Here is a 15,554-nt window from a genome sequence, read left to right as displayed (position 1 = left end):
GGTGACCGCCCAGCTCAGCGGCGATTTCAGCGGCGGTTTCAGCCAGCCGGCGCGCCGGCCTTCCGGAAGGCGCGCAGGCTGAACACCGGGTCGGGGCGCGGGCGGTCCTGGTCGGGGAGCTGGGCGAGCCGGGTGGCGAATCCGTCGGCGAGGGGGTCGCCCGGCGGCAGGGTGACGAACCAGCCCCGGCGCAGGTCGGCGATCGTGCGGCGAGGGCTGCGGCCCTGGCCATGACCGGTGAAGCGGGCCTGCCCGGCCGGGACCAGGCCGTGGGCGGCGGCGCAGGACTCGACGTCCGCCGCCGCGTCCCGGACCGGGCTGGGCGGCCGGGAGGACAGGACGACATCGATGTCACTGCCCACGTTGTGGGAGGCGGCCTTGTCGACCGTGGTGACGTAGATCCCGCCCGGCCGCAGCACCCGCGCGCACTCGCCGACGATGGCCCGCACCTCGGCGGGCCCGGCGGCCAGGTGCAGCAGCCACACGCTGCACACGGCGTCGAACTGCCCGTCCCGGAAGGGCAGCCGACGGCTGTCGGCGCGCACGACGGCACCCGGGAGCCGGGTGGAGGCCTGCCGGGCCATCGCCGGGGCGAGGTCGACGCCGGTCACCCGCATGCCGTCACGGGCGGCAGCGAGCCGACGGGTCACGATGCCGGTGCCGCAGGCGACGTCGAGCAGACCGCGGGTGTCCGGCGGTACGAGACTCAGCACGGCTTCCGCGGCGGCCGCCGCCCGGGGCTCGCCGCCGCGCGAGGCGTCGTACCGCTCCGCTTCCTTGTCGTAGTCGAGCACCCGGTCAGTGTGCCCCGTGCCCGGGGGCGAGGTCCTCCACCCTGCGGGCGAGCTCGAAGTCCTTCTCGGTGACGGCGCCGCCCGCGCTGTGCGTGTGCACGGCCAGGCAGACGGTGTTGTAGCCGAGCGTGAGGTCGGAGTGGTGGTTAAGTTCCTCCTGCACCTGGGCGATGTGCACGACCATCGCCGTCGCCGCGAAGTGCGAGCCGAGCCGGTAGGAGCGGATGAGGTGGTCCTTGTCGAGCGACCAGCCCGGCAACTCGGCCAGCCGGTCCTCGACCTCCTTCTGCGACAACGGTTCGACGGGCATGGGCCGCGCTCCTTCCCTGGCTGCTGTGTCCTCTCAGCCTGCCACAGCGGGGCGTCCGGGACCCTGGTCAGAGGGGTGTACCTGTCCGGCACGACCGGTTCTCGACTACGGTCCCGGCATGACCACTCACCCGTCCACCGCCGAGAAGGGCGTGGGCCCGCTGCTGCGGGCCTGGCGGGAGCAGCGGCGGGTCAGCCAGCTGGAGCTGGCCCTGCGCGCGGACTCCTCGGCCCGGCACATCAGCTTCGTCGAGACCGGCCGCTCCCGCCCCAGCGAGGAGATGGTGCTGCGGCTGGCCGAACATCTGGACGTCCCCGTGCGGGAGCGCAACGCGCTGCTGCTGGCGGCCGGTTATGCCCCCCGCTACCCGGAGACCCCGCTGGACGACCCGGCGCTGGGCGCGCTGCGGGAGGGCATCGAACGGCTGATCAGCGGCTACGAGCCGTATCCGGCGCTGGTGGTGGACGCGCTGTACAACGTGGTGGCCGCCAACCGGGGGATCATGACGCTGGTCGAGGGCGTCGGCGAGTCGCTGCTGGAACCGCCGCTGAACGCGATGCGGCTGGCCCTGCACCCACAGGGCCTCGCGCCCCGCATCCGCAATCTGCGCGCCTGGCGGGGGCATCTGCTGGAGCAGATGGAGCGGCAGATCGCACTGCACCGCTCGGAGCCGCTGCGGGCGCTGTACGAGGAGGTGGCGGCGTATCCCGTGCCCGACGCCGATCCGGCGGACGAGCCGTCGGAGCCGGTGCCGTACTTCGCGCTGCCGCTGCGGATCGAGCACGAGGGGCGGACGCTGTCGTTCATCTCCTCGATCTCCACGTTCAACACACCGATGGACGTGACGGTCGCCGAGCTGGCCATCGAGACACTGCTCCCGGCCGACCCGGCGACGGTGAAGTACCTTCAGGCGCTCGTGCTCTGACGGGCCCTCAGGGTCATGTGCTGAAGGACGGCGAACCCGGCCACGACCAGGGCCTGGAGCACCGTCCACACGGCGCCCGGCGTGCTCGGCGTGAGCCACAGCGCCAGGGCCGCGAGGCTCACCGCCGCCCAGGCGAGGTTGGCCTCGATGACGGCCCGCACGCCGAACGCCGGCGGCTTTCTGCGGGCCGCCAGCACGCCCACGCCCGCCGTGTAGAGGGCGAGGAACACGCCCAGGGCGAGCAGCAGCGTGGCGCCGACGCCGAGGAACCGTCCCAGCGGGCCGGAGAACGCCAGGTAGGCGAGCGCGTTGGCTCCGGTCACGAGGGCGTCCAGGGCGAGGAAGCGGCGCAGCATCGACTGCGGCTCGGAGGTCCGGGCGAGTGCGGCGAGCTGGATCGCGGACATGGGGAATCACCCTCCGTCGGGTCGTGGTGCGGCGGCTGGGCCGGGTCCCGGACCGGAGTGCGCCGGTCCGGGAGCCGGTACGTTCACGATCCCGGTCCGGCGGCGTCCGGTCGATTACCCGCGGGGTCATGCCCGGGGGGTTCCTCCGCTTTCGGCGATCTCCTCGGTGCGAGCCCTGTGACGCGGCCACCAGGTCGTGACAGACTGATCACAGACTTGGGCACGTTCGGGGAGGCGTGGCGTGAGTGAACGGCGGGCCGCACCCACCGTGGGCCAGGTGGTCCTCGGCAAGCGGTTGCAGGAGCTGCGCGAGGCCGCGGGCCTCAGTCGTGACGAGGCCGCCAAGGTGCTGCGGGTCGCCCCGGCGACCGTCCGGCGGATGGAGACCGCCGACGTCGCGCTGAAGATCCCGTACGTGCAGATCCTGCTGACGGCCTACGGGGTGGCCGAGGAGGAGGTGACCGCGTTCGTCGATCTCGCGGAGGAGGCGAACCGGCCGGGCTGGTGGCAGCGGTTCCACGACGTGCTGCCGGAGTGGTTCAGCCTGTACGTGAGCCTGGAGGGCGCCGCCCGGATCATCAGGTCGTACGAGCCGCACTTCGTGCCGGGGCTGCTGCAGACCGAGGGGTATGCGCGGGCCGTGCTGAAGGCCGGCACCATCGCGAACGCCGGGCCGGAGGCCGTCGAGCGGCATGTCTCGCTGCGCATGGAGCGGCAGCGGCTCCTGGACCGCCCGAACCCGCCCCACCTGTGGGTCATCATGGACGAGACCGTGCTGCGCCGCCCGGTGAGCGTCGACGGCCGGGTGATGCGCGACCAGCTGGACAAACTGCTGGAGTACGCCGCGCGCGACCGGGTCACGCTCCAGATCGCCGAGTTCGCGGACGGCCCCCATCCGGGGACGTACGCGCCGTTCTCGCTGTTCCGCTTCGCCGAGCCGGAGCTGCCCGACATGGTCTTCACCGAGTATCTGACCGGCGCGCTGTACCTGGACTCCCGCAAGGAGGTCTCGGCGCATCTGGAGGTGCTGGACCACATGACGGCCGGGGCGGGCTCGGCGCAGCGCACGGAGGAGCTGCTGCGGGAGTACCGCGAGCACTACTGAGGGTCCTCGCCTCCCGCCCTGACGTCATGGCACGGGTTCTGACCCATACGGGCGCCGTCGGCAGGTGTGCTCCCCGGACCGCCCCTAGCGTCGGGATGACGGCAGGCAAGGGAGCGCACGCGAAGGAGGTCCGATGCCCGGATTCGAGGTGCTGTACCAGGCGGCCGCGCTGTGCCTGATGTACCCCGACGACGACTTCCGCGCCCGGCTGCCGCTGTTGCGCGAAGCCGCCCCGCAGCTGCGCGAGTTCGCCGACCACGCGGCCGTCACCCCGCCGATGGAAATGGCCGCGCACTACGTCGAGGTGTTCGAAGCCGGGCAGGACCACAGCCTGTACCTGAGCGTCTGGCGCGAGGCGGCGCCGGCGCCCTCCGAGGAGCTGTACCGCGCGCACGGCCTGGAGACCACCGGCGAGGAGCCGCCGGACTTCCTGCCCGCGGTCCTCGAACTCGCGGCCCGCACCGGCACCACCGACCTCCTGACGGACCACCGCGACGGCCTCGACCGCCTGCGCACCGGCCTCACGGCCTTCGGCACGCCGTACGCGACGGTCCTGGACGCGGTGTGCGCGACACTGCCGCCCGCGCACACCGGGGCCTAGTGAGCTGGTCCGGAGATGCGTGAGCAGTAACGGCAGATGCGGTCGAGGATCTGGTCGGCGGTCTTGGTCGATTTGAACGGTTGAGCCTCGTCCGTTCCAGACCTTGATCCAGTCCTCAAATGCGGCCTTGAGGCTGTCCAGTGAGCAGAACACTGCGCGCTCCAGGCAGCGCCGCTCCACCTCGGCGAACCACCGCTCGACCTGATTGATCCACCACGAGTACGTGGGGGTGAAACGCAGGCGGAAGAGGGGGTGCGCGAGCAGCCACTTGTGCACCGCCGGTGCCTTGTGAGCCGACGGGAGTTCGGACTACGCGGCGCCGCCCTTCTTCTCCTCCCGCCCGTTCGTCTCGTCCCGCCCGTTCCTCTCGTCGTCCACGATCTCCGCGTCGACCACGCCCTCCTCGTCCTGCGGGGTGCCGGAGGGCTCCTCCGTGGGGGTCTGCTGGGTCTGGGCGTACATCGCCTGGCCCATCTTCTGGCTGACGGAGGCGAGTTTCTCGACGCCGGCGCGCAGGGCGGCGGTGTCCGCCTGCTGTTCCAGCCGCTCCTTCACCTCGGCGACGGCCGACTCGACCTCGGACTTCGTGTCGGCCGGGACCCGGTCGCCGTTCTCGCGGAGGAAGTTCTCGGTCTGGTAGACGAGTTGCTCGGCCTGGTTGCGGGTCTCGGCGGCCTCGCGGCGTTTGCTGTCCTCCTCGGCGTACTGCTCGGCCTCGCGCATCATGCGGTCGATGTCGTCCTTGGGCAGGGCCGAGCCGCCGGTGACGGTCATCTTCTGCTCTCGGCCGGTCGCCAGGTCCTTGGCGGAGACGTGCATGATGCCGTTGGCGTCGATGTCGAACGCCACCTCGATCTGCGGCACACCGCGCGGCGCCGGCGGCAGGCCCGTCAGGTCGAAGACGCCGAGCTTCTTGTTGTACGCGGCGATCTCCCGTTCGCCCTGGTAGACCTGGATGCCGACCGAGGGCTGGTTGTCGGCCGCCGTCGTGAAGATCTCCGAACGCCGGGTCGGAATGGTCGTGTTGCGCTCGATGAGCTTGGTCATGATGCCGCCCTTGGTCTCGATGCCCAGGGACAGCGGGGTGACGTCGAGCAGCAGGACGTCCTTGACGTCGCCGCGGATGACGCCTGCCTGGAGCGCCGCGCCCACGGCCACGACCTCGTCGGGGTTGACGCCCTTGTGCGGCTCCTTGCCGGTGAGTTCCTTGACCAGGTCCGTCACCGCGGGCATCCGCGTCGAGCCGCCGACGAGGATGACGTGGTCGATCGCCGAGAGCTGCACGCCGGCGTCCTGGACCGCCTGATGGAAGGGCGCCTTGCAGCGGTCCAGCAGGTCTGCGGTGAGCTCCTGGAACTGAGCCCGGGTCAGCTTCTCGTCGAGATGCAGGGGTCCTTCGGCGGAGGCCGTGATGTACGGCAGGTTGATCGTGGTCTCGGTCGAGCTGGACAGCTCGATCTTGGCCCGCTCGGCGCCCTCGCGCAGCCGCTGCACCGCCATCTTGTCCTTGCCGAGGTCGACGCCGTTCTGGCCCTTGAAACGCTTGATCAGGTACTCGACGACCCGCTGGTCCCAGTCGTCGCCGCCGAGGTGCGTGTCGCCGTTGGTGGCCTTCACCTCGATGACGCCCTCGCCCATCTCCAGCAGCGACACGTCGAAGGTGCCGCCGCCGAGGTCGAAGACCAGCACCGTCTGGTCGTTCTCCTTGTCCAGTCCGTAGGCGAGTGCCGCGGCCGTCGGCTCGTTGATGATCCGCAGCACCTTCAGGCCCGCGACCTCACCGGCTTCCTTGGTCGCCTGCCGCTGGCTGTCGTCGAAGTACGCCGGGACGGTGATCACCGCGTCCGTGACGTCCTCGCCGAGGTAGGACTCCGCGTCCCGCTTCAGCTTCTGCAGCACCCGCGCGGACAGCTCCTGCGCCCGGTAGCGGGTGCCGTCCACGTCGCCCTCGTCGGGGAAGCGCCAGTGCGCGTCGCCCATGTACCGCTTGACCGAGCGGGCGGTACGCTCCACGTTCGTCACGGCCTGCCGCTTGGCCACCTCTCCGACCAGCACCTCGCCGTTCTTGGCGAACGCCACGACCGATGGTGTGGTCCTGGCCCCCTCCGCGTTGGCGATGACGGTGGGCTCACCGCCCTCCAGCACGGCGACCACCGAGTTCGTGGTTCCGAGATCGATCCCGACCGCTCGTCCCATCGCTGTCCCCTTCCGCCAGGGCGACGACACTCTCCACCCACTCCAGCACAAAACTTGAGTGCGCTGTTGTCAATGCCGCGATGGGGTGATCGGCCCGCGCAGCGCCACGGCGCGCCGAGGCCGGTCGGTGACGAGCACGTCGACGCGCGGGTGGGCGAGGAAGGCCCGCATGAGGGTGTCGTCGTTGACGGTCCAGACCATGGTGAACAGGCCGTGCCGGGTCGCCTCGCGCAGCACGTTGGTCCTGGCCAGCCGCTGGTGCACGGCGACGCCGTGCGCCCCGCAGGCCCGGATGCGGCGGGCGGGGAACAACTCGCTCAGCCGGGTCCCGGGCAGCCGGGCCAGGGCCAGCTCCCTGCGGTCGCGCCCGAGGGACAGGGCGGTGCGCACGGCGGGGAAGGCCCGGGTCACGGCGGCGACGGACCGGTCCTCCAGGGTCGTCACGACGAGCCCGTCCGCGCCGAGCAGGGCGACCGCCCGGTCGACCACCTCCTGCTCGTAGCCGACCTCCTTGAGGTCCAGGTGGGCCACGAGTTTCCCGGCGATCAACGCCATGACCTCGTCCACCACGGGCACGGCGTATCCGGCCCGCTCGCACAGCTCGGCGTGCGTGAGCGCGGACAGCGGCGGCCCGGCGGGGCCGACCCGGGGGTCGTGGTAGACGACGAGGACGCCGTCCCTGGTGCGGCGGATGTCGAATTCGGCGTACTCCGCGCCGGACTCGATCGCGTCCTCGTACGCCTCCCAGGTGGCGGGGCCGGCGCGCTCGGAGCCGCCCCGGTGGGCGGAGACGGCGGGCTGTGGCGTCATGGTCGTCGGTTTCCGGAGGGCGAGCGGGGAGGCGGGACGGGTGCGAAGCCGTCGTCGGGCGCGGGCAGCAGCGAGCCGGAGCGGGTTCTGACCCGTCCGAGCAGGACCCAGCCGATCACCACGAGGACGACGAAGGGCAGCCAGGCCAGCGCGTAGGCGGTGCCGTAGGCGCGCAGGTCGAGGATGGAGCGGTGCTCGTCGACGTTCGTGCCGTTCACGCCGAAGAAGGCCAGCAGCGGGGTCGGCGGCAGGGCGATCAGGGTGGCGGCGGCGACCAGGCCGGAGACCGTGCGGTCGCGGCGCTCGTCGCGTTCGGCGAGTTCGGCGTCCAGGGCGGCGGAACGGGCGCTGATCACCGAGGTGAGCCGTTCGACCATGCGGGCCGAGTTCTCCAGGCTGTCGCGGATGCCGAGGGCGTCGCGCAGGGAGGACTGGAAGGCCTCCGTGACCATCTCGGGGATCAGCAGGCTGTCCACGTAGGCCTCGACGCCGAAGGCCAGGTCCAGCTGGAGTTCGTTGACGCCGGCGGACAGGCGGGAGATCAGGGAGCGGATCTCGGTGGGCGAGTCGGTCAGCGCCTGCTCGTTGGCCTTCATCATGGCGAAGGCCGCCAGCCGGGTGCGCTGGAGCACGGACAGGGCGGAGATCATGCCGACGGCGACGAGGGCCAGGCCGTTCTCCACGTGCGGGGCCCAGCCGGCCTGGACGGAGACGCCCCGGCCGAGGGCGGACAGGGTGAGGCCGTGGTTCCTGAGGTGCGGTGCGAGGCTCGCGTCGTAGGGCGTGGCGGGGTTCCACGGCATCCGGCCGCGGTAGACGATCTCGTTCAGCAGGACGGCCTTGCGGGCCTCGTCGGCGCTGAGCAGTTCCCGTTGTAACCGGCCGCCGGGAAAGACGAGTTGGTGCACGTTCTGGCCGAGGGCGAGCGGCCGGCCGCCGAGTCGCGCGGTCAGTGTCTGCAGGAGCGGGCGGTCGTCGAGTTCGATGCGCTCCCGGTCGAAACAGGTGGTGGCCAGCCAGACGGCGAGGTCGCCGGCGGTGGTCTCGCCCGCGAAGGCGCAGTCGACGACGAGGGTGGCGTCGCCGCGGGGGGTGGTGACGACGAGGATCCGCAAGGTCGCGAGGCCGAGGCCGTGGTCGCCGTGCGGCAGCCGCAGCCGCCGGGGCGCGACCTGCTCGTCGAGGACCGGGACCGGCAGCACGTCCTGGCTGGTCAGCAGGTGGGTGGCGAAGCGGCCGTAGTCGTAGCGGTCGACGAGGGCGCCGAGGGCGGTGTCGTGGGGGCGGAGCCGTCCGGAGAGGCTGAACAGCAGCAGGACGCGGGTCCGGTCACGGGTGGCGGAGTCGAGCACCGTCGCGTTCGTGGACGTTCCCGGCAGCATCGCGTTCCTTCCGGCCCGGCGGTTCGAGGCGTCTGGTTTCATACCCCGGCCGGGGGTGGTGAACCGACGACGACGCGCGGGCCGGCCCTGGTGGGCGGGCCCGCGCGTCGGGGTGCGGCAGGTCAGGCGAGCTTGGCGGTCAGCGTGATGGGCGTGGCCTTGAGGGCCTGGCTGACCGGGCAGCCGACCTTGGCCTCGTCGGCGGCGGCCTGGAAGGCCTCCTCGTCGATGCCGGGGACGGTGCCCTCGACGGTGAGGTGGATGCCGGTGATGCCCTCACCGGGCTGGAAGGTGACGTCGGCCGAGGTGATGAGCTTGGTGGGCGGCGTCCCGGCCTTGTTGAGGATGTTGGAGAAGGCCATGGAGAAGCAGCTGGAGTGGGCGGCCGCGATCAGCTCCTCGGGGCTGGTCTTGCCGTTCGCCTCCTGGGCGCGCGAGGCCCACGTGACCGGCTGCTCGCCGATGGCGCCGGAGGAGTCGAAGGTGACGACACCGTTGCCCTCGAGCAGGTTGCCTTCCCAGACGGTGTGTGCGGAGCGCGTGGTAGCCACGAGTTCTTCCTTTCGCGTACGGACTCGCGTGCGGGCCCGTCTCCGGGCCCCGTGCCCCCCATCCGATCACACTACGGCTCAACTCACGCGAAAGACCTCCCCTCTGGCGGTGAACGGCAGCCGCGCTCCTCGCGGGATCAGGTACGCGTGCTCGCGCCGCACCCGCAGGACGTCGCACCAGCCGTCGGTGATGATCAGGACGGGCGCACCGGGCGGGAAGTCGTCGGCGCGGTGCAGCAGGTCGATGCCGGGTTGCAGGACGGTGCCGCCGCGGCCGTGGACGCGGACCCGGCCGGCGATCTCGGTGACGGGCAGGTAGCCGACGTCGTGCGGGGCGGCGTCGCAGAACACGACCCGGGCGGCCGGCACGTCCCGCGCCCCGGCGTAGGACGCGATGGCGCCCAGCGCCTTGCCCAGCAGGACGCGGTTCATGGAGCCGGAGGTGTCCAGGACGACTCCGAAGGTGCAGCGGGCGATCTCCTCGGGCGGGAAGTACCGTCCGGCGCGCGGGATGCCGGGGGTGGCCGCCTGGCGCCGCGAGGGGCGGGCGTAGGAGCGGACGGGCTCGGGGCGGGGCACGAACTCGTCGAACCAGCGGGCCAGTCGGGCGTCCCACGGCAGCGGCGGATGGCTGAGCGCGCGGATCTCCTCGACCAGGCCGCCGGGCAGGAAGCCCCGCTCCTGCCGCTGGTGCAGGTCGAGGCCCTGGGCGAGGCCGCGGCGGTAGAAGGCGTCGAGGTCGACGTAGTCTCCGGGCGGGCCGAGCGGGCCGCCGAGGATGTCCCCGACACCCTTGCCGCGCAGGGTGGCCGGCCGGCGTTTGCGACGCAGATCGCCGGTGATGCGGTCGTAGACCTCCTCGGCGGACAGGCCCGCGAGCTCCGGGTCGTACAACAGCCCCTCGGGCATGGCGCCGACCTGCATCTCTCGCAGCCAGCTGTTGACGACGTAGTCGCAGGCGACGTTGAAGAGGTACGGGTCGCGGGTGCCGCAGCGGTCGCCGTGGCGCAGGGCGGCGTGCAGCATCTCGTGGGCGAGGACGAACCGCCACTCCTCGTCGTCGAACCCGCGCAGCGGGTTGATGTAGATCTCGGCCGCCTCGGCGTCGACCGCGGCGATGGCGATGCCGTGGGCGCGGGCGAGTTCGGCGTCGGCGACGAGCTTGATGCCGGACGCGATGCCGCCGAGCAGCGGGTAGGAGGAGATGAACCAGCTCAGGGCCCGCTGCCAGGGGCGCGGCCGGGGCGCCTCGCCGTCGAGGCTGTCGCGGCGGCCGCCCGCCATGTCCATCGCGGCGGACACGGTCCGGGTCAGGGCGGTGGCGAAGGCCAGCTGCCAGTCGGGCGGCCGGCCCCAGCCCACCCACCGCACCAGCACCTGGTCGGGCTCGTCGCCGGCCGTGCCGCAGCGTTCGTACACGGCGGGCAGTCCATCGCGGCGCCAGCGGGCGGCGAGCTGCTCCTCGTCGCCGTCCGGGTAGGAGGCGGGCAGGTGCTCGGGGGTCTCACCGATGGTGAAGCCGAGCAGGAAGCGGTTGACGACGACGCAGCGGGCGGCGAGGTCGTAGCGGTCGGGCTGGACGCGTTCGCCCTTGACCGCCGGGACGTGCCCGAAGCCGAGGTGGAGGACGGCGTGGGCGAGCGCCCAGGCCCAGGCGGCGGGCTCGGCGAGGCGCTGGGGGTGGACGTGCAGATCGCCGTCGGAGTCGACGGCCACGAGTCCGTCGCGGGGGGCGAAGCGGCACTCCTCGTGGCGGCAGACGTCGAACTCCACTGCCGCGAGGGCGGGGTTGGCCTTCATCAGCCGCATCCCCTCGGCGAAGGCCTCGCCGGCGAGGTCCCGCTTCTTCTTCTTGGCGGGGCTCCGGCTCACCGGCGGGCCTCCACGAGCCGGGGCATGTCCCGCGCGGCCTCGACGAGGAACCAGGAGGGCAGCACGGGGTTGCCGTCGCTGTCGGAGGCGATGACCGTCTGGGCGACCTCGACGGAGATCTCGGCGAGCTGCACCAGCAGGGACTTGGCGCGGTAGGCGGTCTGCCGGCCGTTCGCGGACATGTGCTCCTTGCTCGCCGGCAGGTCTTTGACCAGGCGGCCGCGGAAGGACTCGGCGAGGTAGTAGAGCAGGTCGCGGTCCTGCGGCCGGTTCGGCCAGGGGGCGTCGCCCTTGACGATGGCCTCGATGCCGTACCGGCTGCGGACGATCTTGACGTAGCCGCAGAAGGCGGTCGCGTGCGCCGGGGTCAGCGTGCCGTGCGCGAGGACCTTCAGGGTCTCCTCGTCGAGGTCCCGGCCGAAGGAGTGCAGGGCGTCGGAGAGCATGTGCCAGGAGCGGGGCGTGGAGAACGGCTCCTCGCTCTTCGGCGGCTTGGACCACAGGTGGTCGGGCCGGTCGGTGAGGTGGTCCACGATCCAGGGGTGGACGCCGCTGCTCCCGGCCCAGGTCAGCCAGTCCTTCGCGGAGGCCTCCAGGTGCACGTGCGCGAGGCGGTTGACGAGCGCGGAGGCGATGGGCCGGGCGAGGGCGTTGTCGGTGGCGCGGTTCCCGGCGCCGATGACGATCGAGCCCTTGGGCAGCTCGTAGTTCCCGATCCGGCGGTCCAGGATCAGCGAGTAGAACGCCTTCTGCACGTCCGGCGTGGCCGCGTTGAGCTCGTCCAGGAAGAGGCAGTACGGCTCGTCCCGGGCGATCGTCTCCGGCGGGCAGAACACCGAGCGGCCGTCGCGGATCTGCGGGACGCCGATGAGGTCCTCGGGGGCGAGCTGGGTGCCCAGCAGGCTCACGCACTCCAGGCCCAGCGACTCGGCGAAGTTCCGCACCAGGGAGGACTTCCCGATACCGGGGGCACCCCAGATGAAGACCGGCCGGACGGTGGCCAGACCGAGCAGCAGGTCGGGGATGCGGGCGGGCGTGACGGTGACGGCTGCCTGCAAAGCAGCAACTCCTCAGGGGGTGTTCGAGAGGGACGCGCGGGTGTGCGGCGCCCGGTACGAACAGTGTGTGCGTACGGCCCGGCGGGTGCAGCCGAATTTTCAGGCGGCGCGCTCCTCCTCGGTGGCCTCCAGCGGCACCTGCGGTCCGTTCGACTCGCGCAGCCAGCGGCGCAGCACCCGGTGCACGTGCTCGGCGCCCACGAGTTCCTCGCTCTCGGCGACCGGTGCCGAGAGGCCGAGCGGCGACAGCAGGAAGGGCCTGCCCTGGGCACCGCCGAGGCCGCCGTGGGAACCGATCTGCTCCTCGAAGGCGAGGACTTCGCCGTCGGCCGGGTCGTGGAAGGAGTTGACCATGATGTCGGCGGTGTGCGGGAAGGAGTGTGTACGGCGGACCGCGTCGGCGGCGCCCGGGCCGAACGCGGCGAGCGGGCCCGGGTTGTCGTCGAGGTCGGCCAGCGGGATCTCGGCGCCGTACGCGCCGAGGACGACACCGCCGTGCTCCTCGCTGCGGACCAGCAGGAAGCCGATGCCGGGGTGGTTGGCGAGGGTCGTCAGCAGCGCGGGGTGGCGGGCGTCGATCTCCTCCTTGCTCATGCGGTGCGCGACGTCCGGGAAGGAGATCAGGCCGAGGTTGCCGGAGGCCAGCACGATCGGCTCCTCGCGGCGCTCGGGGCGGTGCTGCTCGCCGGTCTCCTCCACCGGGATGCGCAGCGCGGCGCGGACGGCGGCTCGGGCCTCCGCCCCGCTGCGGGTGCGCTCGGCCTTGCGCGGTACGGGCATGCCGCAGCCGGCCCGCACCAGGTCGCCGAGGGTGAGGCCGTAGCGGGAGCGGAAGGTCTCGCCGGGGCTCTGGCCGTGGTCGGACAGCACGACGATCCGGTAGGGCCGCGGGGCGTGTTCGGCGACGTTCTCGATCAGGGCGAGGGAGCGGTCGAGGCCTTCGAGGACCTTCTGCGCGTCGCGGCTCGCCGGGCCGGAGTGGTGGGCGACCTCGTCGTAGGCCACGAGGTCGGCGTAGACGGCGGTGCGGCCGACGAGCATGTCGCCCGTCACCGCGGCGACGACGACGTCCCGCTCGACAACCGTCGCGAAGGCCCGGACGAGTGGGTAGAGGCCGCCGCGGGCGACGCGGGGGCGTTGCTCGCGCAGGCGTGCCCGGGTGGACTGGCCGATCTCCCGGCCCACCTCGGCGATGAAGGAGAGCGCCGTGCGCACGGCGTTGGCCGGGTCGGAGAAGTAGGCGAAGTAGCCCGCGCGGGAGCGGTTCTCCCGGCTGCGGCGGCGGGCGGCGATGGACAGCACGAGGGCCTGCTGCTCGGCGCCGCCGCTGAAGAGGTTGCCGCGGCTGGCGCCGTCGACGGTGAGCAGCCCGCCGTGCCCCGCGTACTCGACGGCGCGGCGCTGGAGTTCGGCCGCGCTGGTCGGGCGGTTGCAGACGACCACTTCACGGGTGTCCTTCTCGTACCAGCGGAAAGCGGGGACGTCGTGGTTGCTGCCGTGCAGGATGCCGAGCTGGCTGGCGCCGGTCTGGCTGGACCAGTCGGTGCGCCAGGGGGTGAGCCGGTGGGTGGGACGGCGGCCGTCGCCTATGTCGAGCCAGCGGGCGACGGTGGGCATCAGGCCCTTGCCGACCGCGTCGAGCAGGGTGTCGTGGCCGACGCCGTCGAGCTGCAGGAAGACCGTGCCGGGGCCGGCGGGGGCGGGCGGTCCGGACCGGCGGCGGCGGTCGGAGAGGCGGTACAGCCTGCGGCGGTAGGCGTCGTCGTCCCGCACGGCCAGGGCGGCGCCGGTCGCGGACGCCACGGCGGACATCACGGCGGCGACCACGACGGCGGTCTCCGGCGCGGCGGCGCCACGCTCGGCCGGGTTGAGGTTCAGGGCGAGCAGCAGCAGCGCGCCGTTGAGGAAGAACACCAGCAGCCCGAGCACGAGCGCCGGTACGAGGAGCAGGAGCCGGACGAGCAGCGGCCACACCACGGCCGACAGCAGACCGAAGGCGCCGGCGCCGAAGGCCGCCGTGACGGTGATGTCGGTGGCGCTGTCGCCGTTCTCCGAGCGGAGCCGGAAGTCCGGGAGGATCCCGGCGAGCACGAGCATGGTGACGGTGGAGACCGCCCACACGGCGACGCTCCGCCCCACCTGACTGGCGACCCGCCGCCACCGCACGCCCCGCACGCCCAGCCACCTCACGTCCCTGGCCCGCAGCCGTCGCGGGTCCTCCCCCACAGTGTCTCAACGCCCGGTCGTGCCTCTTCGTCCCCGGGCCGCGCTCCCCGGAAGGGACGTCAGCGCCCGTCGTAGCCGGCCGTCGGCATCGACAGCCGCCGGTGCACGCACGCCTTCATCGCCGCGTCGTACGCCGGTTCCGCATGCCCCACCGTCTCGACGCGTACACCGCGCCGGGCGCACTCGGCGGTGAATTCCTCGACGGAGGCGAGCGCGCTCCGCAGTACCCGCAGGCTGGGGGCGACGAACAGGTCGAGGCCGGGCCGGACGCCGTCCCACAGCGCGCCGTGGTCGGGCCGCAGTCCCCGGACCAGTAACTCCCGGCTGACCACGTAGCCCCGCTCGGCGGCCCAGCGGGCGCACATCGCGTGCTGACTGCGGGAGTCGACCAGGAACGGATCGTCGTCCAGCTCCTCCAGCGGCGTCAGACTCGCGATCGCCGTGACCCGCACCGGCACCATGGCGTCCCCCTCACCTCCGGTTTCGCCGCCGACCCTACTCCTGCACGTAGGCTTCGGGGAGTCGCGCGAAGGAGGCAAAGAAGTGCCGGTGGAGATCACCTGGTGGGGTCACGCCACTTGCACCGTCGAGGACTCGAACGTGCGCGTGCTCACGGATCCCCTGTTCGCACGCCGGCTCGCGCACCTGCGCCGCCGGCGCGGAGCCCTGCCGCCCCCGGGCGCCCCGCACGCGGACGTGGCGCTGGTGTCGCATCTGCACGCCGACCATCTGCACGTGCCGTCGCTGATGCGGCTCGCTCCCGGCACGCGCCTGCTCGTGCCCCGGGGCGCGCGCCGGGCGGTGCCCGGACTGCGCCGGCTCACGCACCTGCGGGTGAGCGAGGTGGCCCCCGGGGACGAGACCCCGGTCGGCGACATCGTCGTACGGGCCGTGCCCGCGCTGCACGACGGGCGGCGGCTGCCGTTCGGGCCGCACCGCTCCCCCGCGCTCGGCTACGTCATAGCCGGCGAGGCCCGGACCTACTTCGCCGGGGACACCGGGTTGTTCGACGAGATGGCCAAGGAGGTCGGGCCGGTCGAGGTGGCGTTGCTGCCGGTGGGCGGCTGGGGGCCGTACCTGGGCGAGGGGCACCTGGACGCGGGCCGGGCGGCGCGGGCACTGGAGCGGCTGGCACCGCACAGTGCGGTGCCGGTGCACTACGGCACGTACTGGCCGATCGGCATGGACGCCGTGCGCCCCCACGAGTTCCACGCGCCGGGGGACGAGTTCGTCCGGCTGGCGGCCCGGCACGCACCGTCCGTGGCGGTGCACCGGCTCGGACACGGGGAGAGCGTGCGCCTGAAGGTCGCTCGGTGA

15 protein-coding genes are annotated in these 15,554 nt (G+C 72.6%); 4 read left to right on the top strand and 11 right to left on the bottom strand.

Annotated elements, in window-relative coordinates:
• Window positions 1-38: 38 nt before the first annotated feature.
• Window positions 39-794, bottom strand: a complete 756-nt coding sequence (locus CEB94_RS34175) for a class I SAM-dependent methyltransferase (RefSeq protein WP_175435815.1) — start codon at window positions 792-794, stop codon at window positions 39-41.
• 4 nt (window positions 795-798) lie between these two features.
• A complete protein-coding gene (locus CEB94_RS34170) occupies window positions 799-1,104 on the bottom strand; it encodes a 4a-hydroxytetrahydrobiopterin dehydratase (protein WP_175435814.1) in 306 nt (101 codons plus the stop codon).
• 118 nt (window positions 1,105-1,222) lie between these two features.
• On the opposite strand from CEB94_RS34170, the gene CEB94_RS34165 reads away from it, so the two are divergent.
• The gene (locus tag CEB94_RS34165; RefSeq protein ID WP_175435813.1) at window positions 1,223-2,029 is read left to right on the top strand and encodes a helix-turn-helix domain-containing protein; all 807 of its coding nucleotides are present in this window, start codon (window positions 1,223-1,225) and stop codon (window positions 2,027-2,029) included.
• On the opposite strand, the gene CEB94_RS34160 is transcribed toward CEB94_RS34165, so the two are convergent.
• Window positions 2,011-2,436, bottom strand: a complete 426-nt coding sequence (locus tag CEB94_RS34160; protein ID WP_175435812.1) for a hypothetical protein — start codon at window positions 2,434-2,436, stop codon at window positions 2,011-2,013. The two genes, CEB94_RS34165 and CEB94_RS34160, sit on opposite strands and share 19 nt — an antisense overlap.
• Before the next feature lie 241 nt (window positions 2,437-2,677).
• Between CEB94_RS34160 and CEB94_RS34155 the strand changes: the two genes are divergently transcribed.
• Window positions 2,678-3,541, top strand: a complete 864-nt coding sequence (locus tag CEB94_RS34155) for a helix-turn-helix domain-containing protein (RefSeq protein WP_175435811.1) — start codon at window positions 2,678-2,680, stop codon at window positions 3,539-3,541.
• Window positions 3,542-3,674: 133 nt separating this feature from the next.
• The gene (locus CEB94_RS34150) at window positions 3,675-4,142 is read left to right on the top strand and encodes a nitrate reductase molybdenum cofactor assembly chaperone (RefSeq protein WP_175435810.1); all 468 of its coding nucleotides are present in this window, start codon (window positions 3,675-3,677) and stop codon (window positions 4,140-4,142) included.
• 309 nt (window positions 4,143-4,451) lie between these two features.
• Here the strand turns inward: CEB94_RS34150 and dnaK are convergent, their stop codons facing one another.
• The 8 genes from dnaK to CEB94_RS34105 form a co-directional block, all read right to left on the bottom strand.
• Window positions 4,452-6,338 (bottom strand): molecular chaperone DnaK, encoded by a 1,887-nt coding sequence (dnaK, locus tag CEB94_RS34140; RefSeq protein WP_175435809.1) that lies wholly within the window; start codon window positions 6,336-6,338, stop codon window positions 4,452-4,454.
• 69 nt (window positions 6,339-6,407) lie between these two features.
• Window positions 6,408-7,148: a glycerophosphodiester phosphodiesterase family protein gene (locus CEB94_RS34135; RefSeq protein ID WP_175435808.1), complete on the bottom strand. Its 741-nt coding sequence runs from the start codon at window positions 7,146-7,148 to the stop codon at window positions 6,408-6,410.
• Complete coding sequence (locus CEB94_RS34130; RefSeq protein ID WP_175435807.1) at window positions 7,145-8,530, bottom strand: hypothetical protein; 1,386 nt, start codon at window positions 8,528-8,530, stop codon at window positions 7,145-7,147. The genes CEB94_RS34135 and CEB94_RS34130 overlap by 4 nt, the downstream gene beginning before the upstream one ends.
• Before the next feature lie 122 nt (window positions 8,531-8,652).
• Window positions 8,653-9,081, bottom strand: a complete 429-nt coding sequence (locus CEB94_RS34125) for an OsmC family protein (protein WP_175435806.1) — start codon at window positions 9,079-9,081, stop codon at window positions 8,653-8,655.
• Window positions 9,082-9,159: 78 nt separating this feature from the next.
• Entirely contained in the window at window positions 9,160-10,890 is a 1,731-nt protein-coding gene (locus CEB94_RS34120; RefSeq protein WP_381104056.1) for a vWA domain-containing protein, read from the bottom strand.
• A 59-nt stretch (window positions 10,891-10,949) separates the two neighbouring features.
• Window positions 10,950-12,011 (bottom strand): ATP-binding protein, encoded by a 1,062-nt coding sequence (locus tag CEB94_RS34115; RefSeq protein ID WP_175435804.1) that lies wholly within the window; start codon window positions 12,009-12,011, stop codon window positions 10,950-10,952.
• A gap of 99 nt (window positions 12,012-12,110) precedes the next feature.
• Entirely contained in the window at window positions 12,111-14,186 is a 2,076-nt protein-coding gene (locus CEB94_RS34110) for a phage holin family protein (protein WP_175435803.1), read from the bottom strand.
• Window positions 14,187-14,296: 110 nt separating this feature from the next.
• Complete coding sequence (locus CEB94_RS34105; protein ID WP_175435802.1) at window positions 14,297-14,698, bottom strand: hypothetical protein; 402 nt, start codon at window positions 14,696-14,698, stop codon at window positions 14,297-14,299.
• An 82-nt stretch (window positions 14,699-14,780) separates the two neighbouring features.
• Here CEB94_RS34105 and CEB94_RS34100 point away from each other — a divergent pair, with 82 nt between their 5' ends.
• Window positions 14,781-15,554 (top strand): MBL fold metallo-hydrolase, encoded by a 774-nt coding sequence (locus CEB94_RS34100; RefSeq protein ID WP_175435801.1) that lies wholly within the window; start codon window positions 14,781-14,783, stop codon window positions 15,552-15,554.

The sequence above is a fragment of the Streptomyces hawaiiensis genome (assembly GCF_004803895.1).
GTDB lineage: Bacteria > Actinomycetota > Actinomycetes > Streptomycetales > Streptomycetaceae > Streptomyces > Streptomyces hawaiiensis.
This window is presented reverse-complemented; position numbering and strand designations above follow the sequence as displayed.